Annotated in this window: 25 protein-coding genes; all 25 read right to left on the bottom strand. The window is 39.9% G+C overall.

Features of this window, described 5'->3' with window-relative positions:
- Window positions 1–30: 30 nt before the first annotated feature.
- The 25 genes from frr to AAV98_RS12485 all read right to left on the bottom strand — a co-directional run bounded on the left by frr (window position 31) and on the right by AAV98_RS12485 (window position 22301).
- On the bottom strand, window positions 31–588 hold the full coding sequence (gene frr / locus AAV98_RS12605) for a ribosome recycling factor (protein WP_060665925.1): 558 nt from the start codon (window positions 586–588) through the stop codon (window positions 31–33).
- Window positions 589–590: 2 nt separating this feature from the next.
- Window positions 591–1313, bottom strand: a complete 723-nt coding sequence (pyrH, locus tag AAV98_RS12600; protein ID WP_060665924.1) for a UMP kinase — start codon at window positions 1311–1313, stop codon at window positions 591–593.
- A 509-nt stretch (window positions 1314–1822) separates the two neighbouring features.
- Window positions 1823–2704: a translation elongation factor Ts gene (tsf, locus tag AAV98_RS12595; protein WP_060665923.1), complete on the bottom strand. Its 882-nt coding sequence runs from the start codon at window positions 2702–2704 to the stop codon at window positions 1823–1825.
- Window positions 2705–2813: 109 nt separating this feature from the next.
- Window positions 2814–3521 (bottom strand): 30S ribosomal protein S2, encoded by a 708-nt coding sequence (gene rpsB / locus AAV98_RS12590; protein ID WP_060665922.1) that lies wholly within the window; start codon window positions 3519–3521, stop codon window positions 2814–2816.
- Window positions 3522–3679: 158 nt separating this feature from the next.
- A complete protein-coding gene (locus tag AAV98_RS12585) occupies window positions 3680–4150 on the bottom strand; it encodes a hypothetical protein (RefSeq protein ID WP_060665921.1) in 471 nt (156 codons plus the stop codon).
- Between the two features lie 63 nt (window positions 4151–4213).
- Window positions 4214–4978, bottom strand: coding sequence for a FliA/WhiG family RNA polymerase sigma factor (locus AAV98_RS12580; protein WP_060665920.1), 765 nt, complete (start codon window positions 4976–4978; stop codon window positions 4214–4216).
- Window positions 4979–5015: 37 nt separating this feature from the next.
- Entirely contained in the window at window positions 5016–5516 is a 501-nt protein-coding gene (locus AAV98_RS12575; RefSeq protein ID WP_060665919.1) for a chemotaxis protein CheD, read from the bottom strand.
- Entirely contained in the window at window positions 5516–6133 is a 618-nt protein-coding gene (locus AAV98_RS12570) for a chemotaxis protein CheC (protein WP_060665918.1), read from the bottom strand. Before AAV98_RS12570 ends, AAV98_RS12575 begins: the two co-directional genes overlap by 1 nt.
- A gap of 10 nt (window positions 6134–6143) precedes the next feature.
- Window positions 6144–6593: a chemotaxis protein CheW gene (locus tag AAV98_RS12565; protein WP_060665917.1), complete on the bottom strand. Its 450-nt coding sequence runs from the start codon at window positions 6591–6593 to the stop codon at window positions 6144–6146.
- 168 nt (window positions 6594–6761) lie between these two features.
- Window positions 6762–8795 (bottom strand): chemotaxis protein CheA, encoded by a 2034-nt coding sequence (locus tag AAV98_RS12560; protein ID WP_060665916.1) that lies wholly within the window; start codon window positions 8793–8795, stop codon window positions 6762–6764.
- Window positions 8796–8806: 11 nt separating this feature from the next.
- Window positions 8807–9889: a protein-glutamate methylesterase/protein-glutamine glutaminase gene (locus AAV98_RS12555; protein ID WP_060665915.1), complete on the bottom strand. Its 1083-nt coding sequence runs from the start codon at window positions 9887–9889 to the stop codon at window positions 8807–8809.
- A gap of 26 nt (window positions 9890–9915) precedes the next feature.
- Complete coding sequence (locus AAV98_RS12550) at window positions 9916–10797, bottom strand: MinD/ParA family protein (protein WP_060665914.1); 882 nt, start codon at window positions 10795–10797, stop codon at window positions 9916–9918.
- Entirely contained in the window at window positions 10794–11933 is a 1140-nt protein-coding gene (flhF, locus tag AAV98_RS12545; RefSeq protein WP_197284288.1) for a flagellar biosynthesis protein FlhF, read from the bottom strand. The genes AAV98_RS12550 and flhF overlap by 4 nt, the downstream gene beginning before the upstream one ends.
- A 2-nt stretch (window positions 11934–11935) precedes the next feature.
- The gene (flhA, locus tag AAV98_RS12540; protein WP_060665912.1) at window positions 11936–13975 is read right to left on the bottom strand and encodes a flagellar biosynthesis protein FlhA; all 2040 of its coding nucleotides are present in this window, start codon (window positions 13973–13975) and stop codon (window positions 11936–11938) included.
- Window positions 13976–14005: 30 nt separating this feature from the next.
- Window positions 14006–15094, bottom strand: a complete 1089-nt coding sequence (flhB, locus tag AAV98_RS12535) for a flagellar biosynthesis protein FlhB (protein ID WP_060665911.1) — start codon at window positions 15092–15094, stop codon at window positions 14006–14008.
- On the bottom strand, window positions 15095–15871 hold the full coding sequence (gene fliR / locus AAV98_RS12530) for a flagellar biosynthetic protein FliR (RefSeq protein WP_060665910.1): 777 nt from the start codon (window positions 15869–15871) through the stop codon (window positions 15095–15097).
- Window positions 15872–15875: 4 nt separating this feature from the next.
- Window positions 15876–16145: a flagellar biosynthesis protein FliQ gene (fliQ, locus tag AAV98_RS12525; protein WP_060665909.1), complete on the bottom strand. Its 270-nt coding sequence runs from the start codon at window positions 16143–16145 to the stop codon at window positions 15876–15878.
- Window positions 16146–16158: 13 nt separating this feature from the next.
- Complete coding sequence (gene fliP / locus AAV98_RS12520; RefSeq protein ID WP_060665908.1) at window positions 16159–16824, bottom strand: flagellar type III secretion system pore protein FliP; 666 nt, start codon at window positions 16822–16824, stop codon at window positions 16159–16161.
- Window positions 16821–17492, bottom strand: a complete 672-nt coding sequence (locus tag AAV98_RS12515; protein WP_060665907.1) for a flagellar biosynthetic protein FliO — start codon at window positions 17490–17492, stop codon at window positions 16821–16823. Before AAV98_RS12515 ends, fliP begins: the two co-directional genes overlap by 4 nt.
- Window positions 17493–17503: 11 nt before the next feature.
- The gene (locus tag AAV98_RS12510) at window positions 17504–17866 is read right to left on the bottom strand and encodes a response regulator (protein WP_060665906.1); all 363 of its coding nucleotides are present in this window, start codon (window positions 17864–17866) and stop codon (window positions 17504–17506) included.
- A gap of 18 nt (window positions 17867–17884) precedes the next feature.
- Window positions 17885–19117: a flagellar motor switch phosphatase FliY gene (gene fliY, locus AAV98_RS12505; protein ID WP_060665905.1), complete on the bottom strand. Its 1233-nt coding sequence runs from the start codon at window positions 19115–19117 to the stop codon at window positions 17885–17887.
- Window positions 19107–20105, bottom strand: coding sequence for a flagellar motor switch protein FliM (gene fliM, locus AAV98_RS12500; protein ID WP_060665904.1), 999 nt, complete (start codon window positions 20103–20105; stop codon window positions 19107–19109). The genes fliY and fliM overlap by 11 nt, the downstream gene beginning before the upstream one ends.
- 37 nt (window positions 20106–20142) lie before the next feature.
- Entirely contained in the window at window positions 20143–20574 is a 432-nt protein-coding gene (gene fliL / locus AAV98_RS12495; protein WP_060665903.1) for a flagellar basal body-associated protein FliL, read from the bottom strand.
- A complete protein-coding gene (locus tag AAV98_RS12490; RefSeq protein WP_060665902.1) occupies window positions 20561–20779 on the bottom strand; it encodes a flagellar FlbD family protein in 219 nt (72 codons plus the stop codon). Before AAV98_RS12490 ends, fliL begins: the two co-directional genes overlap by 14 nt.
- Window positions 20780–20819: 40 nt before the next feature.
- A complete protein-coding gene (locus AAV98_RS12485; protein ID WP_060665901.1) occupies window positions 20820–22301 on the bottom strand; it encodes a flagellar hook-basal body complex protein in 1482 nt (493 codons plus the stop codon).
- Between the last annotated feature and the right edge of the window lie 35 nt (window positions 22302–22336).

The raw sequence follows: 22336 nt of genomic DNA, 5'->3' as shown, positions 1-22336 counted from the left end.
TTCCATCTTTCTATTTTACATGTAAATCGCTTATACTTCCATGATTTCTTTTTCTTTTTCTTTTGTAACAGAATCAACTTTGGCAATGAACGCGTCCGTCTGCTTTTGGATGTCATCCGTATAGCCGCGTAACTCGTCTTCCGTAATTTCTCCGTTCTTTTCTAGTTTCTTTAAATCATCATTTCCATCGCGGCGAATATTGCGGATTCCCACTTTCGCTTCTTCAGAAATTTTCTTGATTTGTTTTACTAGATCTTTACGGCGCTCTTCTGTCAATGCAGGGATGGAGATACGGATTACTGTACCATCATTGGATGGGTTTAATCCAAGATCTGCTTTAATGATCGCTTTTTCTATATCCCCTAATGATGTTTTATCATAAGGTTGTACCACAAGTAGTCTTGCTTCAGGTACATTTAAAGAAGCCAATTGGTTGACTGGAGTCGGCGCACCATAGTAGTCAACTGTCACTTTATCAAGTAATGCAGCACTTGCGCGACCTGCACGGATTGTTGCCAATTCTCTGGAGTAAGCTTGTACCGCTTTTTCCATTCTGTCTTTTGTTTGAGTAATAACTTGATTTGCCATAATTATTTCCCCCTCACAATCGTTCCGATATTTTCACCTAATACTACTCGTTTAATATTCCCTTCTTCCATGATGGAGAAAACGATAATAGGAATATCATTGTCCATACATAAAGAAGAAGCAGTAGAGTCCATAACAGCTAGACCTTCACGCAATACATCTAGGTAAGATAATGTTTCATACTTCGTTGCAGTCGCGTCGATAGTAGGATCTGCACTGTATACTCCATCCACATTGTTCTTCGCCATCAAGATGACGTCCGCTTCAATTTCCGCTGCACGTAATGCTGCAGTTGTATCTGTAGAGAAATATGGGTTTCCTGTTCCTGCTGCGAAAATGACGACACGTTTTTTCTCTAAGTGACGAATTGCTTTTCTTCTAATGTAAGGTTCAGCAACCTGACGCATTTCAATGGATGTTTGAACTCGTGTTTGCACACCGGAATTTTCTAAACTATCTTGAAGTGCTAAGGAGTTCATCACAGTTGCAAGCATGCCCATGTAATCTGCTGATGCACGGTCCATCCCCATTTCGCTGCCGACTTTTCCTCTCCAGATGTTACCGCCGCCCACGACGACTGCTACTTCTACACCTAGTTCGGTTAGTTCTTTTACTTGTTGGGATACGGATTTGATGACAGATGGGTTGATTCCGAAGCCTTGTTCACCTGCAAGGGCTTCTCCGCTTAGTTTTAGTACGATACGTTGATATTTAGCTTGAGCCATAGTAACCTCCATTAATAAAAGAGTTTGTTTAAGGTTCTGTTAAACTCCGCTGTTGATTTCCGCAAATGGCTTCGCTTTCCTAGGGGCGCTGCTGGAGCCTCCTCGGCTAGCCTGAAGCCACTGAAAAAGACACTGATTTTGAAATTTCACTAAACACCGCTGTTGATTTCCGCAAATGGCTTCACTTTCCTAGGGGCACTGCTGGAGCCTCCTCGGCTACGCCTGTGGGGTCTCCACCTAGTGCTAGCTCCCTAAGGAGTCTTCGCCTTTTGCTCCAATCAACAGCTAGGAATCATAAAAAACTTTACGTTGTCAGTTTTTCAGTGGCCTCGCTAGCCTGCGGGGTCTCCACCTAGCGCTACCTCCCGTTGGAGTCTTCGCCTTTTGCTCCAATCAACAGCTAGGATACTTTTATTACAACTAAACTATCCTTTAACAGAGATATTTTAAGAATATTTTCCTAAAAAGAGGAACACATAAGTGTTCCCCTTTTATATATGTTGTTCCTCTTATTTTTTAACTTGGCTCATTACTTCTTCAGCAAAGTTGTCTTGGCGTTTTTCGATTCCTTCTCCAACTTCGTAACGGATGAAGGATTTTACAGTAGCGCCTTTGCTTTCTACGAATTGACGTACTTTCATGTCAGGGTTCTTAACGAAAGTTTGGTCAAGTAGGCAGATATCTTCGAAGTACTTTCCAAGACGGCCTTCTACCATTTTAGCTACGATGTTTTCTGGCTTACCTTCGTTTAGAGCTTGTTCTGTTAATACTTTGCGCTCGCGGTCTGCTTCTTCTTGAGAAACTTCGTCACGAGAGATATATTTAGGGTTGATCGCAGCGATGTGCATCGCAACGTCTTTTGCAGCCGCTTCATCAGTAGTACCTTCAAGAAGAGTCAATACTCCAATACGACCGCCCATGTGCAAGTAAGCACCGAATGCGTCTGCATCTGTTTTTGTAACGATTGTGTAGCGACGTAGAGTTAATTTCTCACCGATTTTAGCAATTGCAGAGTTGATGTGTTCAGAAACTGCAACACCGTTGTCCATTTTAGTTTCAAGAGCAGCTTCTACAGACTCAGGTTTGTGGGAGATAAGGAATTCACCTAGTTCGTTTACAAGTGTTTTGAAACCTTCGTTTTTCGCAACGAAGTCTGTCTCGGAGTTTACTTCAAGAATTACTGCTTCGTTTCCATTAGTTACGATAGCAGTTAGACCTTCAGCAGCGATACGGTCAGTTTTCTTAGCAGCTTTAGCAATACCTTTTTCACGCAAGAAATCGATTGCTTTTTCCATGTCTCCGTTTGTTTCCGTTAACGCTTTTTTGCAATCCATCATGCCAGCGCCAGTTTTTTCACGTAATTCTTTTACCATTTGAGCAGTAACAGCCATTGTTTATTTCCTCCTTAGGATATGTAAATATTTTTTATTACGAATGTCATATTTTCCAAAAAAAAGTGATAAAAGGCTTTCCCCTCTTATCACCTTTTCTTCAATCAAATTATGCAGTAGTTGTAGCTGTCTCTTCGCCTTGTTTAGCTTCTAAGATAGCGTCTGCCATTTTACCAGTTAATAGTTTAACCGCGCGGATAGCATCGTCGTTTGCAGGGATTACAACATCAATTTCGTCTGGATCACAGTTAGTGTCAACGATACCAACGATAGGGATGTTTAATTTTCTTGCTTCTGCAACAGCGATACGCTCTTTGCGAGGGTCGATAATGAACAATGCATCAGGAAGACCTTTCATGTCCTTGATTCCGCCTAAGAATTTCTCAAGACGCTCAAGCTCTTTCTTCAACATTACAACTTCTTTCTTAGGAAGTACTTCAAAAGTACCGTCTTCTTGCATTTTTTCAATTGCTTTAAGACGAGAGATACGCTTTTGGATTGTTTCAAAGTTAGTTAATGTTCCACCTAACCAACGTTGGTTAACATAGTACATTCCAGAACGTTCTGCTTCTTCTTTAACAGAATCTTGAGCTTGCTTTTTAGTACCAACGAATAATACTGTTCCGCCGTTACCTGCAAGTTCTTTAACGAAGTTGTAAGCTTCTTCAACCTTTTTAACAGTTTTTTGAAGGTCGATGATGTAGATGCCGTTACGCTCAGTGAAGATGTATCTCTTCATTTTTGGGTTCCAGCGGCGAGTTTGGTGACCGAAGTGTACACCAGCTTCTAATAATTGTTTCATAGAAATTACTGACATGTTATATTCCTCCTAATGGTTTTTTTTCCTCCGTCAACGTCATCTCCAAGCAAAACTGACGAATCAGCACCAATGCTCAGATCGGCAAACGTGTGAATTTATAACACCGAAAATAAATATATCATAATCACTTTTGACAATCAAGTTTTAAATAGGCTTCATTGTCGAAATTTCAACAACAATTCTATTTCTGTTTTTCCTTTATTAAGTTTTTTGGCAATTTGTGAGGCAGATAGCCCCTTTTCACTTAAATGATTCACTTGATCTTTCAAGGTCCAATGTTCAAATGGCACCTTTTCAGACAAAGCATTCTTGTTTTCTTCCCCAACAGTTTGTGGCGTCAAGTATTCCTTTAAGTCTGTTTCAGTAATGTCGTCCTCCCTAGTGTCAAAGCTTTCTCGGTTAGTCGAGGGAATAGGAGTTGGTTTTGAGAGCTTCTGCAGGAAGGAATGATTCTCTTCTTTAATCTCCAAGACATAACTTGTGATGGTATCTTCTGCTTCTTGTAACAAGGTACGGTATTCTTGTTCTAGCTGTTGAACTTTGGAGATTTTGATAAAGAGTAAACTAATAAAAAAAATCGCAAGAAGAATAAGTGCGAAATTTACAATGGTAAAAATTATTAACATGTCTTCACAACCCTTTTATCATTTGCCTGCTGTCCAGATTGGACAACAGGCGGCCAAAAAATGTTACAGTATAGGATTTAATTGTTTTCTTAATTTAAAAATAGCTTTGGAGTGTATTTGGGAAATTCGGGATGTTGTAAGTCCCAACACTTGTCCAATCTCTGTCAAAGTTAGTTCTTCTTTATAGAATAAACTAATCACTATTTGTTCGTTTTCCGTTAGGTTCTCAATTTGTTCACCTAGCTGATGGATGAGTTCAGACTTGATTAATTCATCTTCTGGAGAAATAACCTTTTCATCTTTGAGAACATATGCTCCTTGGGGTTGGTCATCGTTTTCCTTTGGCATCTCATCCATCGATAGAATGTTTGAATAAAAGACTTCATGCATTACGGTAGAGACTTCTTCTTCTGGCATGTCAAGGTGTGTTGCAACTTCTTCCAAGGTGGCATTTCTCATCAGTTTTTGTTCTAGTTTTACTTGAGTGGACTCAATTCTTTTTGCCTTCTCTCTTACACTTCTAGGGAGCCAGTCCTCTTTTCGTAAACCGTCTATAATTGATCCTCTTATTCTAAATGAAGCATAGGTATCGAATTTCAAATCGCGTGACGGATCAAATTTTTCAATGGCATCAAACAAACCTACAAATGCTAAGCTTTTCAATTCTTCCCTTTTCACACTTTTAGGCAGTCCTGTTGAGATCCGCTGTACATGATAATGAACAAGAGGCATATATTTTTTTACTAAATAGTCCCCTGCGTCAGGATCTTTTTTTGTTTTCCAAAGATCCCAATAGAGGGAATCTTTGTTTGAAGTTGAAGTAGTCATGGCTTTCCTCCTAATATACTCCTAAGACCGAAAGCGGTTAAATGTAACATACTCCTTTATTAACGGTTCTTATCATTAACTTCCCGTTTTCAGGATTAAATTCAATGGTTCTTCCATTGTTTCCCCCACAGTCCTCACTAATTAATGGAATATGTAAGGCGGCTAGCTTCTCCTTTACCGCTTCTACATTTCTTGGTCCAATTCTCATCATGTCAGCGCTCGCACTGCTAAACTGGAACATCTGAGCTCCACCTGCAATCTTGGCTTTCATGCTGTAGGACTTGATTCCTTTTAGGAGAAGAGTGTCAACAAGATGCACAATCCCTGTATCAGCATATTTATCTGCGTTAACAGGATTCTGTCTTGTAAGATTTGAATCGGGAAGCATAATATGGACCATACCGGCAATTTGGGTCGTGGTGTCATAGATTACAACACCTACGCATGACCCAAGGCCCGCAGTGCGAATTAGTTGGGGAGCTTTCACTATTCCCATTTCTGCAATACCAACTTTAATGACTGATTCTACACTCATCATTATCCTTCACCCAACGCTGCCACTATTTTTTCAAATGAATCCGGATAAGGAATGAGGAAAAAATGGCCTTTCGCTTTCTCTACCTGGCTATCTGTTGTTTCCGTCAATTCTGTATCTATAAAAATGGAATGATCACTGACTTGAGAGATCTCCAAGAGTCCCGTTACGACAATTGCTCCGACCATATCAATCGTTACTTCTGGTACAGAAGGTGTAACGGTAAGTCCGATGCACTCAGATAAAGCAGTCAAATAATGTGCAGATATTATGTTTCCCAGCTCCTGTAAAGCGGAAAGACCAAGTTCATGGGAGGGAAGCTCATCAACACTTATTTCTTTCTCAGGAATCAGTTGGTTTATCAACTTTGTCGCATCTTCCAAAGATAATACAAAGAACAAGCTTCCAGATAACTCGCCCTCCATCCTCAAAAATACAGCAGCAACAGGTCTGTCTGATCCACCCATCAATTCCATCATCTCATTAAAAGAAACAATTTTTGCTAAGGGGACATTCATCGTTATCTCTTTGTTAAGTAGTTGAGATAATGCGGTAGCTGCATTGCCTGCGCCAATATTCCCCAACTCCTTTAAAAGATCTAATTCGTTAAAAGTATTCATCCTTAAAGCCTCAAACTTTGGGTTGATCTAGCTGCAGGATTTCATTTAGATCTAGACATACAAATAGTCTTTTGTCGATTTTCACTACACCTTGAACGTATTTATTTTCTACAGAGCCTACCACTTCGGGCGCAGGTTCCATTGCCTCCTCTGTGATATCTACTACGTCATTGGCAGCATCTACAATAAATCCGATTTCATGCTCATCTACTAAGGTGATGATGATGCGTGAAGCGTCTGTTTCCAGTTTTTCCTCAAGGTTGAATCTTGTGCTCAAATCCACTATTGGAGTGATGACGCCCCTTAGGTTGATGACTCCTTTTATATGGGGAGGGACGTTAGGGACACGTGTGATTGGCAAAAGTTTTTCAATGGAACGTACTTGTTGGACTGGTATCGCGTATTCTTCTTTTTGGAGTTCGAATACGATTAGCTTTAATTTCTTTTTGGTTGCCTCCATCAGTGTTGCCTCCTGTTCATATTTGATTAATGGTATCTTTTGATACCGCTGTTGATTTCCTCAAATGGCTTCGCTTTCCTAGGGGCTGACATGAGCCAGCGCGGTCTCCACCTAGCGCTATCTCCCTTAGGAGTCTTTGCCTTTTGCTCCAATTAACAGCTAGGGTATTTATTTAATTAAGGCGTTACAGTCTACGATTAGGGCTACTTGGCCGTCGCCGAGGATGGTTGCTCCGCTGATTGCAAAGGTTGAGTTTAGGTATTGTCCTAGACCCTTCAGTACTACTTCTTGTTGGCCGATGAAGGAATCAACCACTAGGGCGGCTATTTTTTCGCCTTTTTTCACTAAAACAAGAGAATAAAAATCTGGCCGTTCTACTTGCTCCTTTTGCACTTGGAAAACTTTTTCTAAGTAGACAACAGGTACTATTTTCCCTCTGAAGTCAATGACTTCCTGATTATGTGCCGTTAAGATCTCTTCCTTTTTAATAATGGCAGTCTCTATAATAGAAGATAAAGGAATCGCATATTTTTCATTCTCTACCTCTGTTAATAATACGGAGATAATAGAGAGCGTTAACGGGAGCTGGATGGAAAATGTTGTGCCTGCACCTTCAACAGAATCAATGGTGATTTTTCCGCCTAATGACTCAATTGTGTTTTTCACAACATCCAATCCAACGCCACGGCCAGATATATCAGAAATTACTTCTGCAGTGGAAAAACCAGAAGAAAGGATAAGTTGATATACTTCTTGTTCGGTTAATCTTTCCCCTTCCTGTTGAGAAATGACCCCTTTACTGATAGCTTTATTAAGAACTTTTTCTTTTGCGATACCTGCACCGTTGTCCATGATTTCGATAAAAACATGATTTCCGCTATGATAAGCTTTGAGCGTAATTCTTCCTTCTTCTGGCTTTCCATTACGGTTTCTAACCTCAGGTGTCTCGATACCATGGTCTATGGCGTTGCGCAATAAATGAACAAGGGGATCTCCTATTTCATCCATTACAGTTCTATCAAGCTCTGTTTCTGCCCCAATAATATCAATGTCCACCTTTTTCCCAAGGTCTCTCGCCAGTTGTCTTACCATTCTAGGGAAACGGTTAAAGACTGTTTCTATTGGAACCATACGCATATTTAAGATAATATTTTGTAAATCATTAGAAATACGAGACATTCTTTCCACTGTTTCAATTAGTTCAGGTTCATTTAGATCTTTAGAGATTTGTTCTAATCTACCTCTGTCTATTACAAGTTCCTCAAATAAATTCATTAATCCGTCTAATCGATCAATACTAACTCGAATTGTTTTATTGGAACCTGGTGTTGCCTTGACTGGAGTCGGCTTGTCTTCCTTTTTTTCCAATACAGCTGTTGTTGTAGCCACTTCTACTTGTGCTGTTGACACTTCTTCGATTGCAACTTCTACGAAGCTTTCTGCCTCGAACGCGGCTAGAAGTTGCGTATCTAGCTTATTAACCGTTACCTTTTCAAGCTCAGATACCTTCATGATCTTTTCTTTAATAGTACTTACTTCTTCTTTTGTTACCATTGTAATTTGGAAGCTATCTTCAAATTTCTCTTCCTCTAGGAGATCGACCGATGGGTAGGATTTAATAACTTCTCCCATCCCCTCCACCACTTCAAATACCATAAACACCCTTGCCGCTTTTAATAGACAATCTTGTCTAAGAGTTACCGTTACTTCATAAGGCGTGTATCCCTGTTCCTCGGATTGTTGCAAGATAGTAACTTCATATGAATCATAAGAATGTTCTGAAGTTGTTTGATCAGCAGACTTTGTTGGCAAGGAGCATTCTTCCCCCTTCTCAATTTTCACAAGAAGAGAAACCACTTCACTGACATCTTTTTTCCCGTCCCCGCCTTCTGAAATGGAAAGCACCATCTCCTCTAAGTATTCAACGGATCGAAAGACGATGTCTAATAGGTTGGTGGTAACGGTTAATTTTGCATTACGGATAAGATCAAGTACGTTTTCCATTTGATGAGTCAGGCTGGCCAGATCCTCATACCCCATCGTGGCAGACATACCTTTAAGTGTATGAGCAGACCTGAAGATCTCGTTAACAATCTCGATGTTTGCAGGGTGTTTCTCCAACTCTAGTAGCTGATTATTAATAGTTTGCAAATGTTCTTTGCTCTCTTCTAAAAAAATATCTAAATATTGGTTTAAGTCCATTCATTGCACCCCTATGACAAAATATATTGGTTAATTCTCTTTGACATATCTTTCAAATGATGTACTTCATCTACCATACCTGATAGCATTGCAGCCCTTGGCATACCATATACGATGCACGATTCTTCTGACTCAGCAAGGGCCAAGGTATCTTTAGCCCCTTTTTCTTTTATCTGCTTTAATCCTTCTGTCCCATCATTCCCCATTCCTGTGAGTATCACTGCAATTTTTCGGTAGTTTTCTAGTGTGCTAATAGATTGAAATAACATGTCTACAGAAGGACGATGACCTCTTTTAGGCGGAGCATCATGTAGGTGAATAAATAGGCTTCCGGCACGCTTGATCACTTCCATATGAAAATCTCCAGGTGCGATATAGGCGGTTCCCATTTCTACTTTTTGATTATGTACAGCTTCAAGTACTGTTATATTGCACATGGTGTTCAGTCTATCTGCAAGTGACTTGGTAAAATGTCTTGGCATGTGCTGCACAATAAAAAGCGGTGCTGGAAATGATTTTGGAAGCGTAGAAAGGAGTGTTTGCAAGGCCCGTGGTCCACCAGTTGATGTCCCAATACAGACCAATGCATCCTCATCCTTACGTTGTTTTGCTAATAGGTCTATTTTACTATAATTATTATTAGAGGAAAGTAATTCCTTCTCTTTTTTAATAGGTTGCCTGAAAAGTGTTAGGTTTGATTTGGACGCAAGCAGTATTTTATCAATGAGTTCTTCTTTCACTTTGTGTATATCCAGCGAAATGGCACCCGATGGCTTAGCAACAAAATCTACTGCACCTTGCTCCATGGCAATGATTGTGTTTAATGAACCCTTTGATGTTGTACTTGATAGCATAATTGTAGGAACAGGGTGCTCCCTCATAATGACCTCGAGTGCCTGCAAGCCATTCATATGGGGCATTTCTACATCCAGGGTGACAACATCTGGAGAATACTCTTTTATCTTTTCAATAGCTTCTTTTCCATTTTTGGCGGTAGCTATAACCTCTATCATGGGATGTTTCTCAAGCAGATCGGATAAAAGCTTTCTCATAAATATGGAGTCATCTGTAATAAGTACTTTTATTTTGTTCATGTTACAACTCTTCCTCTCCCATAAAGCTAACCGAACAGTCGTCGAAGCTTATGTATGAATGTGTTCGTATTCTTGATGGCAGTTGTATCACGTCCATGTAAGTACTTGGAAGCAATGTCACGGACGGCACGACTTACATGACTGTTTGGGAATCTTACTATAAATGGAGTTTGTTCCATTACAGCTAACGTCACATATTTATCGTCTGGCATGGACCCCAAATGGGAAAGGTTTCTGTTTAAGAATTGTTGAGTGACAGATTGTAGCCTCATGGCGGTATTTATCGCATGTTTTGGACTTATTGCACGATTGACAACCAATTGAAAAGGGATATTCTGATTGTGGTTGTGTATAAATTTTAAGGCAGAGTAAGCATCCGTCATCGCGGTAGGTTCACAAGTTGAAATGAGTATAATTTCATTACAAGCCAAGATTAACTGTAAACTTTCACTTGTTATTCCTGCCCCCATATCAAAAATAATGTAATCATATTGTTTGGACAATCGCTGCAGTTGAGAGAGAAAATGATTTCGTTTTTGTTCATCAAAATGGAAAATATCCTTTAAGCCGGAACCACCTGCAATATAAGATAATTCTTCAGGCCCTTTCTGTACAATATCTTCTAAAGAGAGGTCACGTTCAAAAAGGTGCAGAATACTATATCTTTGCGTTACTCCCAACAGTATGTCTATATTTGCCATACCTATGTCCATATCAAAAAGTAAGACTTTATAACCTTTCTTTTGAAGGGTTAAGGAAAAGTTCAAAGAAAAGTTGGACTTGCCGACCCCACCTTTTCCGCTCATCACTGCAATGGCCCTGGCTTCATTTTTTATCGCAACTACTTCTTCAGGCTGTCTCTTTGTTTGGTTCATTTGTTCCCTTAACGCTCTTGCCTGATCATTCATTCTTGAATTTCCTCCATGATGGATCGAACCATTAAGTCTTTTGTGAACGGGATAAGGTCCTCAGGAACGTTTTGACCGTCTGTTACAAATGCAGCGCCTTTTTTATACATCCTAGAAATCTCATACATAGAACTTATCGAGGTTGTTTCGTCCTTTTTTGTAAAAATGAATTGGTGGATCCCTACATTCCAAAACTGGTCCGTTATTTTTTTCATATCAGACAATTTAGAGGTAAGAGATAATACTAAAAATGTGGTCATTTCGTCTTTGAAATTGAGTACTTCCTTCAATTCCTCTACAAAATGTTCGTTTAAAAAATTTCTTCCTGCTGTATCTATGAAAACGACATCCAAATGGGAGAGCTTGTTTTTGGCAGCTGAAAAGTCTTCGGCAGAATAACAAACTTCAATGGGTGCTTCTAGTATGCTAGCGTAAGTTTTCAATTGTTCAATTGCAGCGATACGATATGTATCTGTTGTAATGAATCCGATGGATTTGCCTTTTTTGAGGGCAGCGTTTGCAGCCAGTTTGGCCAATGTCGTTGTCTTTCCTACTCCTGTCGGACCTACAAGGCAGATAAATTTCTTTTTGTAAGGGTTTTGGTCAAACGTTACCTCTTCCATAGACTGAAGCATTTGGGACTCTACTAGCTCCAACATAGATTTATAAGGCAGTGTTCTATTTTCCGACCACTTTTCGTACAACCTATCCATCATCTCTTCAACTTGTACTGCGTTAATATCAGTTTTGGAAAGGTTTTCTTCTAAGTGGAAGAAGTAGTCCGGCAACAAAGGATCCCTCTGTTTTTCTTTCGTTAAGCCTTTCATCATCTTCTTCATTTCCTGAATACTGTCAAGAAGTTTATCCTGCTCTCCCATATTGGTTGGTGAAGAAATTGTTTCCTTGGAAACTTGCATGTCCTTCTCCGGTCGCATGTGGGCAGTTTTTGTTTTCACTATTTGGTTTGAAGGCTCTTCATCCACTGCTGCAATCACTTCCACTCCTTTTTTGGAAAGGAGCCCGAAAAATCTTGATGTTTTGACTGCCTTTGAATGAAGGATGACTGCATCATCACCCAATTCAAGACGAACCAGTTGCATAGCCTGTTGCATATTCTCGGCTTTATATTTTTTCACTTTCATCCTTCCACATTCACCACCCCGATGCTTTGTACTTCTATACTTGCTTCCAATTCGTTATAAGAAAGAACAGGTACTTGCGGCAAATATCGATCTAACATTTGCTTTACATACATTCTGACAGCAGGGGAGCATAAGAGGATCGGTGATTGTTCATACACAGAAAAGTTCTCCATTTGCTCTCCCACTTTCTGGACAATTTCCATCGATACATTCGGATCAAGTGATAGGAAATTTCCATGTTCTGTTTGCTGAATATGATCAGCAATCAGTTTTTCCACTCTTCCTGCCATTGTAACGACCTTAAACGTCTCGTTTCCAACCACATACTGATTGGTAATTTGTTTGCTTAATGCTTGTCTTACATACTCAGTCAATAGGTCTGTGTCTGCTGACATTTTTCCGTAGTCTGCCAACGTTTCAAAAATAATAGGCAGGTTCCTAATGGATACATTTTCTTTCAATAGTTTGGCAAGTACTTTTTGTACATCCCCAATGGAAAGTGGTGATGGTGTTACCTCTTCCACTAAAATTGGAGTGCTTTCCTTCAAATGATCGACAAGTTGTTTTGTTTCTTGCCTTCCAAGAAGCTCATAGGCATGTTGTTTCATTTTTTCTGTAATATGGGTCGATACCACAGAAGGAGGATCGACAACAGTGTAGCCGTACATTTCCGCTTCATCCTTCATATCTTCGCTTATCCATTTAGCAGGAAGACCGAAGGAAGGTTCTATCGTATCAATCCCTTCAATACTGTCCTCATCCATTCCTGGACTCATTGCAAGGTAATGATCAAGCAATAGCTCGCCTTTAGCTACTTCATTCCCTTTTATTTTCAAGCGATACTCGTTGGGTTGTAACTGAATATTGTCTCTTATGCGAACAACAGGTATGACTAACCCCAGCTCTAAAGCTAATTGGCGTCTTATCATGACTATTCTATCCAAAAGGTCTCCTCCCTGTTTGGAGTCTGCTAATGGGATCAGCCCATAACCGAATTCAAATTCAACCGGATCGACAGATAAAAGATTGACCACGCTGTCTGGACTCCTCAGCTCATCTGTCACAACTTCCTCTTCGGTTTCCTCTTCCACCACGATATCCTCTTTTTGCTTTTTGCTTATCATATACCCGCCGACAATGATAAGAGATGCAATTGGTGCGGTTAACAACGGCCCAATAGGAGTGGCAACTCCCAGCAGGAGTATGGTGGTACCAGCCACATATAACATTTGTGGGTAGGCAAACAGTTGCTTTGTAATATCTCCGCCAAGATTCCCTTCTGATGCCGCCCTTGTCACCACGATACCTGTAGCAGTTGCTATTAAAAGGGCAGGAATCTGAGAAACAATCCCATCACCGACAGTAAGAAGAGTAAACTTTTGAGCAGATTCTGCAAAGCTTAATCCCATTTGCGCCATTCCAATTACTATACCGAAGATGACATTGATAAACACGATGATGATCCCTGCGATGGCGTCCCCCTTCACAAACTTACTGGCTCCGTCCATCGCACCATAGAAATCCGCTTCTTTTGCAATTTTTTCACGTCTTTCTTTGGCTACTTGTTCTGAAATCATTCCTGCGTTCAGGTCTGCATCTATACTCATCTGCTTCCCAGGCATTGCATCCAACGTAAAACGTGCAGCTACTTCGGAGACACGTTCTGCGCCTTTCGTTATAACAACAAACTGGATCACCACCAAAATAATGAAAACAACCAGTCCAACTACGACATTGCCACCTACAACGAATGTTCCAAACGTTTCTACAACAGTACCCGCAGTACCTTCACTCAGAATGGATCTTGTCGTAGAAACGTTTAGACCTAACCTGTAAAGTGTTAGTAGTAAAAGTAAGGAAGGAAATATCGAAAATTGCAACGGCTCTTGTATATTCATGGTTGTTAAAAGAACAATCAGAGCAAGGGAGATATTGATTATGATAAAAATACTTAGCATCCATGGATAGAAAGGAATAATTAACATGGCAATAATTAAAATGACACTAAGTAATACGGATAAATCTCTAGCTGACATAGACTTCTATCTCTCCTTTTCTTCCAACCATCATTTCACTTGATTTTGTAATCGGTACACATATGCAAGTATCTCTGCAACCGCCTGAAAGAACTCTTCGGGAATGGCGTCCCCTATTTCAGCCTGCGCATAAAGAGACCTTGCTAGCGGTTTATTTTCTACTGTGGCAATGTTGTGCTCTAGTGCTTTCTCTTTAATTTTTTTGGCAACAAAGTCCACTCCTTTAGCAAGTACGACTGGCGCATCTCCTTTTGACTCATCATATTTCAATGCAATCGCATAATGGGTCGGATTTGTAATGATAACATCTGCCTGAGGAACGTCCTGCATCATCCTCTGCATTGCCATTTCCCGCTGTTTTTGCTTGATTTTAGATTTGATAAGCGGATCACCTTCCGCTTTTTTATATTCATCCTTCACATCATGTTTGGACATTCGGATGTTCTTTTCATAATCAAATCTTTGATACAAATAATCGAAAATCGATAGAAACAGTAATGCTCCTCCAGCAAATAACCCCATTCGAACGGTCAAGCTTCCTAAAAAGGAAAACGCCTCATGTAAGTTCTTTTGGGAAAGTATCAGTACTTCTTCTAAACTCATCCACAAAATAGAAAAGGTGATGACCCCAACAAACACTATTTTCAACATAGACTTAACAAATTCCACGATGGCGCGGACAGAGTAAATCCTTTTAAATCCTTGTATGGGATCTAGCTTATTTAGTTTCACTTGTATCGCTTCGGTTGAAAATAAAGGACCAACTTGTAGATAATTTGCAACTACAGCCCCAAGGAAAGCAGCAAGCATAATCGGGCCTACAATCCAAACCAATTGCATAATCAATTCCAAAAAAATCATATGAACTTTTTGGACAGTCACTTCCTCAAGCAAATAAACGCGGAAGGCATGTTCAAAAAGATTTAAGATCTCCACCTTCATCCATGGGCCAATAGCCAACAGACAGAGGAAGACTGAAATTAACACGAAGGAAGTATTCACATCGGCACTTTTAGCAACTTGGCCTTTTTTTCTTGTATCCTGCTTCTTTTTTGGTGTAGCTTTCTCGGTCTTCTCCCCACTGAAAAATTGCAGATCTAACCTCACCCATTTAGTCATCTAATAACCCCCAAACAATTCCATTAAGCCTCTCATCGTATGGAGCAAGAGTTCAAAGAGCTTATAAAACAGTGTGAAAAGAATGGTGAGAGAAAATATAATGGTGATAAAACTTACCCCAATCTTTAAAGGAAGACCCACCACGAAAACGTTAAGTTGCGGAACGGTCCTAGCAACGATCCCTAGTGCCACATCAACGAGAAATAGAACGCCGACGATCGGAATAGCAAGTTGAAGCGCAATGACAAACATCGTGTTAATTGTTTTTAAGATAAATTCAAACACTTGTGATTCCCCAAGAGGTATCCATGGTTGCGTGATCGCTATTAATTCATAGCTGTAAAATATCCCATCCATCATTAAGTGGTGCCCGTTTACAGATAAAAGGAGCAGCAAGGCAAAAATATAGAAAAACTGTCCCATGATTGGACTTTGTACGCCTGTTTGCGGGTCTATAACATTGGCAATCGCAAACCCCATTTGGAAGTCGATGAAACCTCCTGCTATTTGAATGGCAGCTAAAACCATATAAGCGACCAGGCCTATCAGCAAACCTACCATCAACTCTTTTATGACCAGCAAAATAAATGTTCCATCTATACCGACTATCGGAAGGTCCAATGAAAAAGACATGACAAGTGCAAAGAAAAATCCAAGACCCACTTTAAAAGTAGAAGGAACGTTCCGATAAGAAAAGAGAGGAAGCGTAACGAAAAATGCTGTCACTCTTGTTAAAACTAATAAAAATGCCGGAAAATAGTTCACCCATTCTAGCATGGGACTAACTCACATACCTGTGAATATTATTGAAAATTTCCAATGCATAGGAAAGCATATTGGACAGCATCCACGGACCAAAAACAACCAATCCCACCAATACCGCTACAATTTTAGGAATAAAAGCTAGCGTCTGCTCTTGTATTTGGGTAGTTGCTTGAAAAATACTTACAATCAAGCCCACGACTAAAGCCAGTATCAGAAGAGGAGCGCTAATTAATAGAATCGTGAATACTCCCCGCTCTGCCATAGATATTACAAATTCCGGGCTCATTTTTACACCTCATTCAAAATGTTTGCAATAAAGATTTAACAATTAAATACCAACCATCAACAAGGACGAATAATAAAATTTTAAACGGCAATGAAATCATGACTGGCGGCAACATCATCATCCCCATACTCATCAAAACACTTGCCACAACCATGTCGATAACAAGGAAGGGAATAAAGATCATAAATCCGATTTGAAAGGCAGTTTTCAATTCACTAATAGCAAACGCCGGAACTAGTACGGTAAGAGGGATATCTTCAATAGTTTCTGGTCTTTCCATTCCTGCATAATCGATAAATAATGCCAGATCCTTTTGTCTAGTATGTTTGCTCATGAATTCCTTTAAAGGGATACTCGCTTTTTCATATGCTTCATCGAGCGTAATTTCTTCGTTGAAAAGAGGCTGAAGTGCCTGATCATTCACTTGTGAAAAGGTTGGTGCCATAATAAAAAATGTCAAAAATAAAGCAAGGCCTATTAAGACTTGGTTTGGTGGCATCGATTGGGTTGCAAGGGATGTTCGGACAAACGATAGGACAATAATGATTCTAGTAAAACTCGTCATCAGAATAAGTATCGCCGGCGCTAGTGAGAAAACTGTCAGTAATAATAATAGTTGCACGGATGTGGAGACGGTCGACGCTTCATTTCCACTAAATAGTTCCATGAATTCCGTCATTGCCCATACTCCTTCTTATCATCCATTTCCGTCAACTTCGTTTTCCGATCTTTAGATAATTGCCCTAACTGATCTTGTAAAAGTGATGAAAAACTCGATTTACTATTAGTTTTCTTCATTCCTTTAACCTTTTCCACCAAACTTGAAAGCCTATCCGTATTAATTGCGAGATTCTCTGAGCGATCACGGTAGGATTGAATCAGTTGTTCACGTTCTTGTTCATCTGTAATCTCTTTTAACAGATTAATGGAATCTCCAACCCCGACAACCAACACACTGTTTCCTACTTTTACAAGTTGAAGAGATTTGTTGTTTCCAAGGTTTGTCCCACCGATATTTTCAACCGAACGCCCACTATCTAACTTATTTCTGTTATTGATTAGTTTCAAAGCTCCATAAAGCAGCGCCAGTACAAATAGCAGGGCGAATATCATTTGGATAAAATCAAACATAGTAACGGAAGGCGGCTTTTGTTCCAGTAATTCTTGTTGATTTGAAGAAGGAGCTTTTGGGTCTCCTTCTGTTTCATCAGTTTGTGGTTTTTGGTCTTGTAACTGGTCATACACACTGTTCTTCAGACCTTCTTCTCCTTCTGCAAATACTGACATCGGTTGTAAGAAGAGAAAAGCCATAACTAGTAAACTACGTAAAATCTTGTTGGCATACAAAACAGACACCTCTAGGAAAGAGTTTTGTGGATGGCTTCAATCACTCGATCCGCTTGGAAAGGTTTTACGATGAAGTCTTTCGCACCTGCCTGAATTGCATCAATGACCATTGCTTGTTGTCCCATTGCGGAACACATGATGACTTTTGCATTCGGATTGATCGCCTTAATTTCTTTAAGTGCAGTAATTCCATCCATTTCTGGCATGGTGATATCCATTGTTACTAAATCTGGGTGGTGTTCTTTGTACTTTTCTACAGCTTGCATTCCATCAGCCGCTTCACCGACAACATCATACCCATTTTTCGTCAGGATATCCTTTATCATCATTCTCATAAATGCTGCATCATCCACTATTAAAATTCTTTTACTCATGTTAGTTCCTCCTAGATTCTATCGAAGTTTTCTGATTCTATCTGATTGACTTACAATATCTGTTACTCTTACTCCAAAACTTTCATCTATCACGACCACTTCACCTTGCGCGATAAGTTTATTATTGACAAGGATGTCCACCGGTTCCCCAGCAAGCTTATCCAATTCAATAATTGAACCTGTTGACAATTCAAGGATGTCTTTGACAGAACGCTTCGTTCTACCTAATTCCACTGTAACCTGAAGAGGTATATCAAGTAGCATACTTAAGTTATTAGGTTCTGTTTCCTCTACAGCGGTGGTCTCAAAACTCGAGAAGACTGCAGGTTGCACATTAACTTCTGGCTGCGGTCTTGGTGCAGGATTGCTAGGTCTTTCATGCCCACCTGCATACGAATGTTCTCGTTTAGGAGTTTCTGCAACGTAGTGCTCATCCTCTTTATGGTAATACTCTGCAGTAGATGATGTTTGTGATTGATTACGCTGTTCATAGGAGGTTACTCCCGCTTGATTTGCCAGTGTTTCTGTTTCTTGGTTTACTTGTGAAGATTGATTGGTATCATCATCACGGTGTAACAGCTCTTCCACCAACTTTTTGGCAAAAGGGTAAGGAAGTATCTGCATAATGGATGAATCAATTAATTTGCCGATCTTAATGGAAAATGCGACTTTGATTAACAGTTCATCCTCCGGCATCTCCGCAGTACCATCTCCTGCGCTAAAATCAATTAACATGACAGATGGTGGTGATATGTCAATCTTTTTTGCGAACACTGTCGACATGGAAGTTGCAGCAGATCCCATCATCTGGTTCATTGCTTCATGAACGGCACTTAGATGGATTTCATCAAATTCACTTTGAGGACTTTCACCTGACCCTCCAAGCATTAGATCTGCGATAATAGCAGCATCCCTTTGTTCGACTACGAGTATATTAGAACCTGAAAACCCTTCTGTATAACTGACTTTTATGGCTACATATGGGTCGGGAAATTCACTTTCCAAGCTACTTTTCTCTATTAGCGACACCTTTGGGGTTGTTATTTGGACTTTTTGATTTAATAATGTAGATAAAGCGGTTGCCGAACTGCCAAATGATATATTCCCTATTTCACCAAGCGCATCCTGTTCCATTGTAGATAGATATTCTTCAATATTAAGCTCAACAAAGAGGGGTTCTTCATTGTTGTTATCTGTTCCTCGAAGCAACGCATCTATCTCATCTTGAGATAACATTCCATCACTCATCATCCTCGTATCCCTCCTTGATTTTTTCTAATATTTGTACGGCCATGTTTTTCTTCACTTGACCGACCTGAGCATAAAAACTAGGTTTATTGTCCACTTTGACAATGATAGGCTCATCTATTTTCTGTTGTAGTGGGAGTACATCACCAATGGTAATATTCAACAAATCAGAAAATGATATTTCTGAATTCCCTAATTCAGACGTAATCGTTAATGAGGTTGCCCTGATTGCTTTTTCGAGAGTTGCTATCTCGTGATCTTGCCTCACTTTATTTTTCTCTTCCATCCAATAGTGCGCAGATAATTTCGGGATAACCGGTTCCAACACGACATGTGGAATACAGATATTAATCATCCCGGTTGCTTCACCGATGGTAATATTCATTGATATGACAATTACCGTTTCATTTGGTGAAACTAATTGCAAAAACTGCGGATTCACTTCTAGATCCGAAAGAAACGGTTGAATTTCGGCCACTGTATCCCATGCTTCTCCAAAATTTTCAATGGCTCCCTCAAAAAGGGTGGTCATAAGTCTTGTTTCTATTTCTGTCAAGCTGTCCACTTTGTTAACGCCTGTCCCTTTTCCGCCAAGTTGCCTGTCAAGCATTGCATAGGCGATGGTTGGGTTTATTTCAAGAACTACCCTTCCTTCAAGAGGGGCTACTTCAAACACATTCAGAATTGTCATTTTAGGTATCGAGCGAATGAACTCTTCATAAGGGAGTTGATCAACGGATGCAACACTGATTTGTATATAAGTTCGAAGTTGTGCAGAGAAATAGGTTGTTAACAATCGGGCAAAATTTTCGTGTATTCTCGTTAAATTTCGGATTTGATCCTTGGAAAAACGAAGTGCCCTTTTAAAATCATAAACTTTGACCTTTTTCTCCTGATTTTCCCTTTTTAGCTCCTCGGCGTTCATTTCTCCTGTTGATAAGGCTGAAAGAAGCGCATCGATTTCACTTTGTGACATTACTTCTGTTGACATACCCATCACCTCCTAATTTACAAAGTTCTCTTGGTGATTAGTTTTGAAGGAGAAAGGAGGTTGTATAGACTTTCACGATTTCTCCGTCCTGCATCACTTCATTTAATTTTAGTTTTATTTCCTCTTCCAATTGATTCAGACCTTCTCCACCTTCAAAATCTGAAGCAGTCTTGTTGGCAATTTCGTGTATCACGATGTTTTGCACCTGGAAATCTCTTTTCAATAGTTCTTCCGTTGCTTTTTTGCTATCCGTTTGGACTTTCATCTTCAAACGTACATAGCCACCGCTTTGTAAATTTGTTGTTATTTCTTCAAAATCAACGGAGTACTTAATAATTTCATCAATGGTCGGCTCTTCTGTAGATTTATCGGCGTAAAATTTATCTACTGTAACGAGTGCAACTACTCCAATAAGTGAAATACCAAGAAGGATAATGATCATGATATTAAGTAATTTATTGCGAAACATCTTTTTTACCCTCCAAATGTGTTCCATGATGCATGTGAGCATAGAACTCCTTACAAGATAGAATCACTTCTTCCATTCTCTCTTTTACTATCACTTTTTTACCGTTATTCAAGGTAATCATCGTATCTGGTGTTTCTTCAACCTGTTCAATCAACCAAACATTGACCGCAAATGGACGACCATTGAGTTTAGTTAGCTTTATCATATCTAACGGGCCACGTCATTCTCACTTAGCCCTTCCCCCTTTATCGCTTCAGGTTGACAAGCTCTTGAAGTATTTCATCAGATGTAGTGATAATTCTCGTGTTCGCTTGGAACCCTCTCTGAGCTGTAATCATCTCCGTGAATTCTTCTGATAAGTCTACATTTGACATTTCGAGTGTACCGGAAATAATAGAAGCAGCCCCGTTGTCACCAGGTCTGAACATTTCTTCAAGTTGGATTCCGTCACCGTTTTTATCCATGGTCCCTGAGTTATTTGATTGTTGGAATAGGTTTTCTCCGATTCTTTCTAATCCAGCATCATTTGGGAACTTGGCTAACATTAACTGGCCAGCAACTTTTAGGTCTCCAAATTGATCGATGAAATTCACTTTTCCATCACCCGAAATACTAAAGCTTCTCGCATTAGGCGGTATCTGAATCAGCCCAGGACTTCCGCTTAATGAATCTGTCCATGTAGGTTGCTGGATCATTTCTGCTTTAGCGATAAAATTCTCAAAAGTCCTGAAAGCAGTATCTAGGCTGGTCTTTACAGACTGTGCATAGCTGACGAGATTGGATAAGTCATTAATATTGGCAGTTGCTCCATTAGGAATTGGAATGGTTGGATTCTGGACAACAGGGTCAATCATTCTGTATGCTATTTCGCCAGTTGCACCTATAAAACTATCAATTCCATTGTTCATGTTTTGAGCTGAAGTAATAAATGCCGTTCTTTGGTTTACATAGATATCTGTATTAAAATCATTGAACTGGGTTGCTGCATTATCTCTAGCAGTTTCGGCTGCCGTTGCGGCCGCTGCCAGTTGTGGATCATTACCTCCGGATTCCAAATTCGCTTTTTCAGCATCTTCAAATGTCCGTTGTGCCTCCAAGAACTTCATTGCAAGGTCAAGATATTTGTTCGTATCATTTCTGAAGTCTCTGTATTCATCGAAGAATATCTCCCCAGAATTCAAAGCAGCGTTAGATGCAGCCATGATCTGGTCATTAGGAATTCTCTTTTCCCCTGTTTCCCCAATCATGTACATACCATTAGCGTTCACGATGTAGCCGTTATTATCAAGGTAGAAGTTACCTGACCTTGTATAGTTCATAGCAACTGCATTGTTTATCGCCCCACCCAAGATTTTGTTGTCTCCGTAGGCGGTGTCACTATCCACATTCACTCTTGTCACGTCTGCAATAGAGGCTACTGCGAAGAATCCATCACCTGATAATGCCAAATCGAGGGGTCGTGCAGTGGTTTGAAGAGACCCTTGAGTTTGGATAGTATCTATCGTACTGATCATGGATCCTAAGCCGATTTGCTTGGCATTAACTCCACCTTTACCTGCCGCTGGCCCACTTGCACCTGATAATTGTTGCACCATCATCTCTTGAAAAGTGGCTCTTCCTTTTTTAAACCCATACGTATTGACATTTGCGATGTTGTTTCCGATTACATCTAACTTCGTTTGAAAGTTTCTTAGTGCGCCTATACTTGAATACATGGAACGTAGCATGTTTTTTCCTCCTTATTTCACTTTCTTTTCTACCA

The sequence above is a fragment of the Bacillus sp. CHD6a genome (assembly GCF_001293645.1).
Classification (GTDB): domain Bacteria; phylum Bacillota; class Bacilli; order Bacillales; family Bacillaceae_I; genus Sutcliffiella_A.
This window is presented reverse-complemented; position numbering and strand designations above follow the sequence as displayed.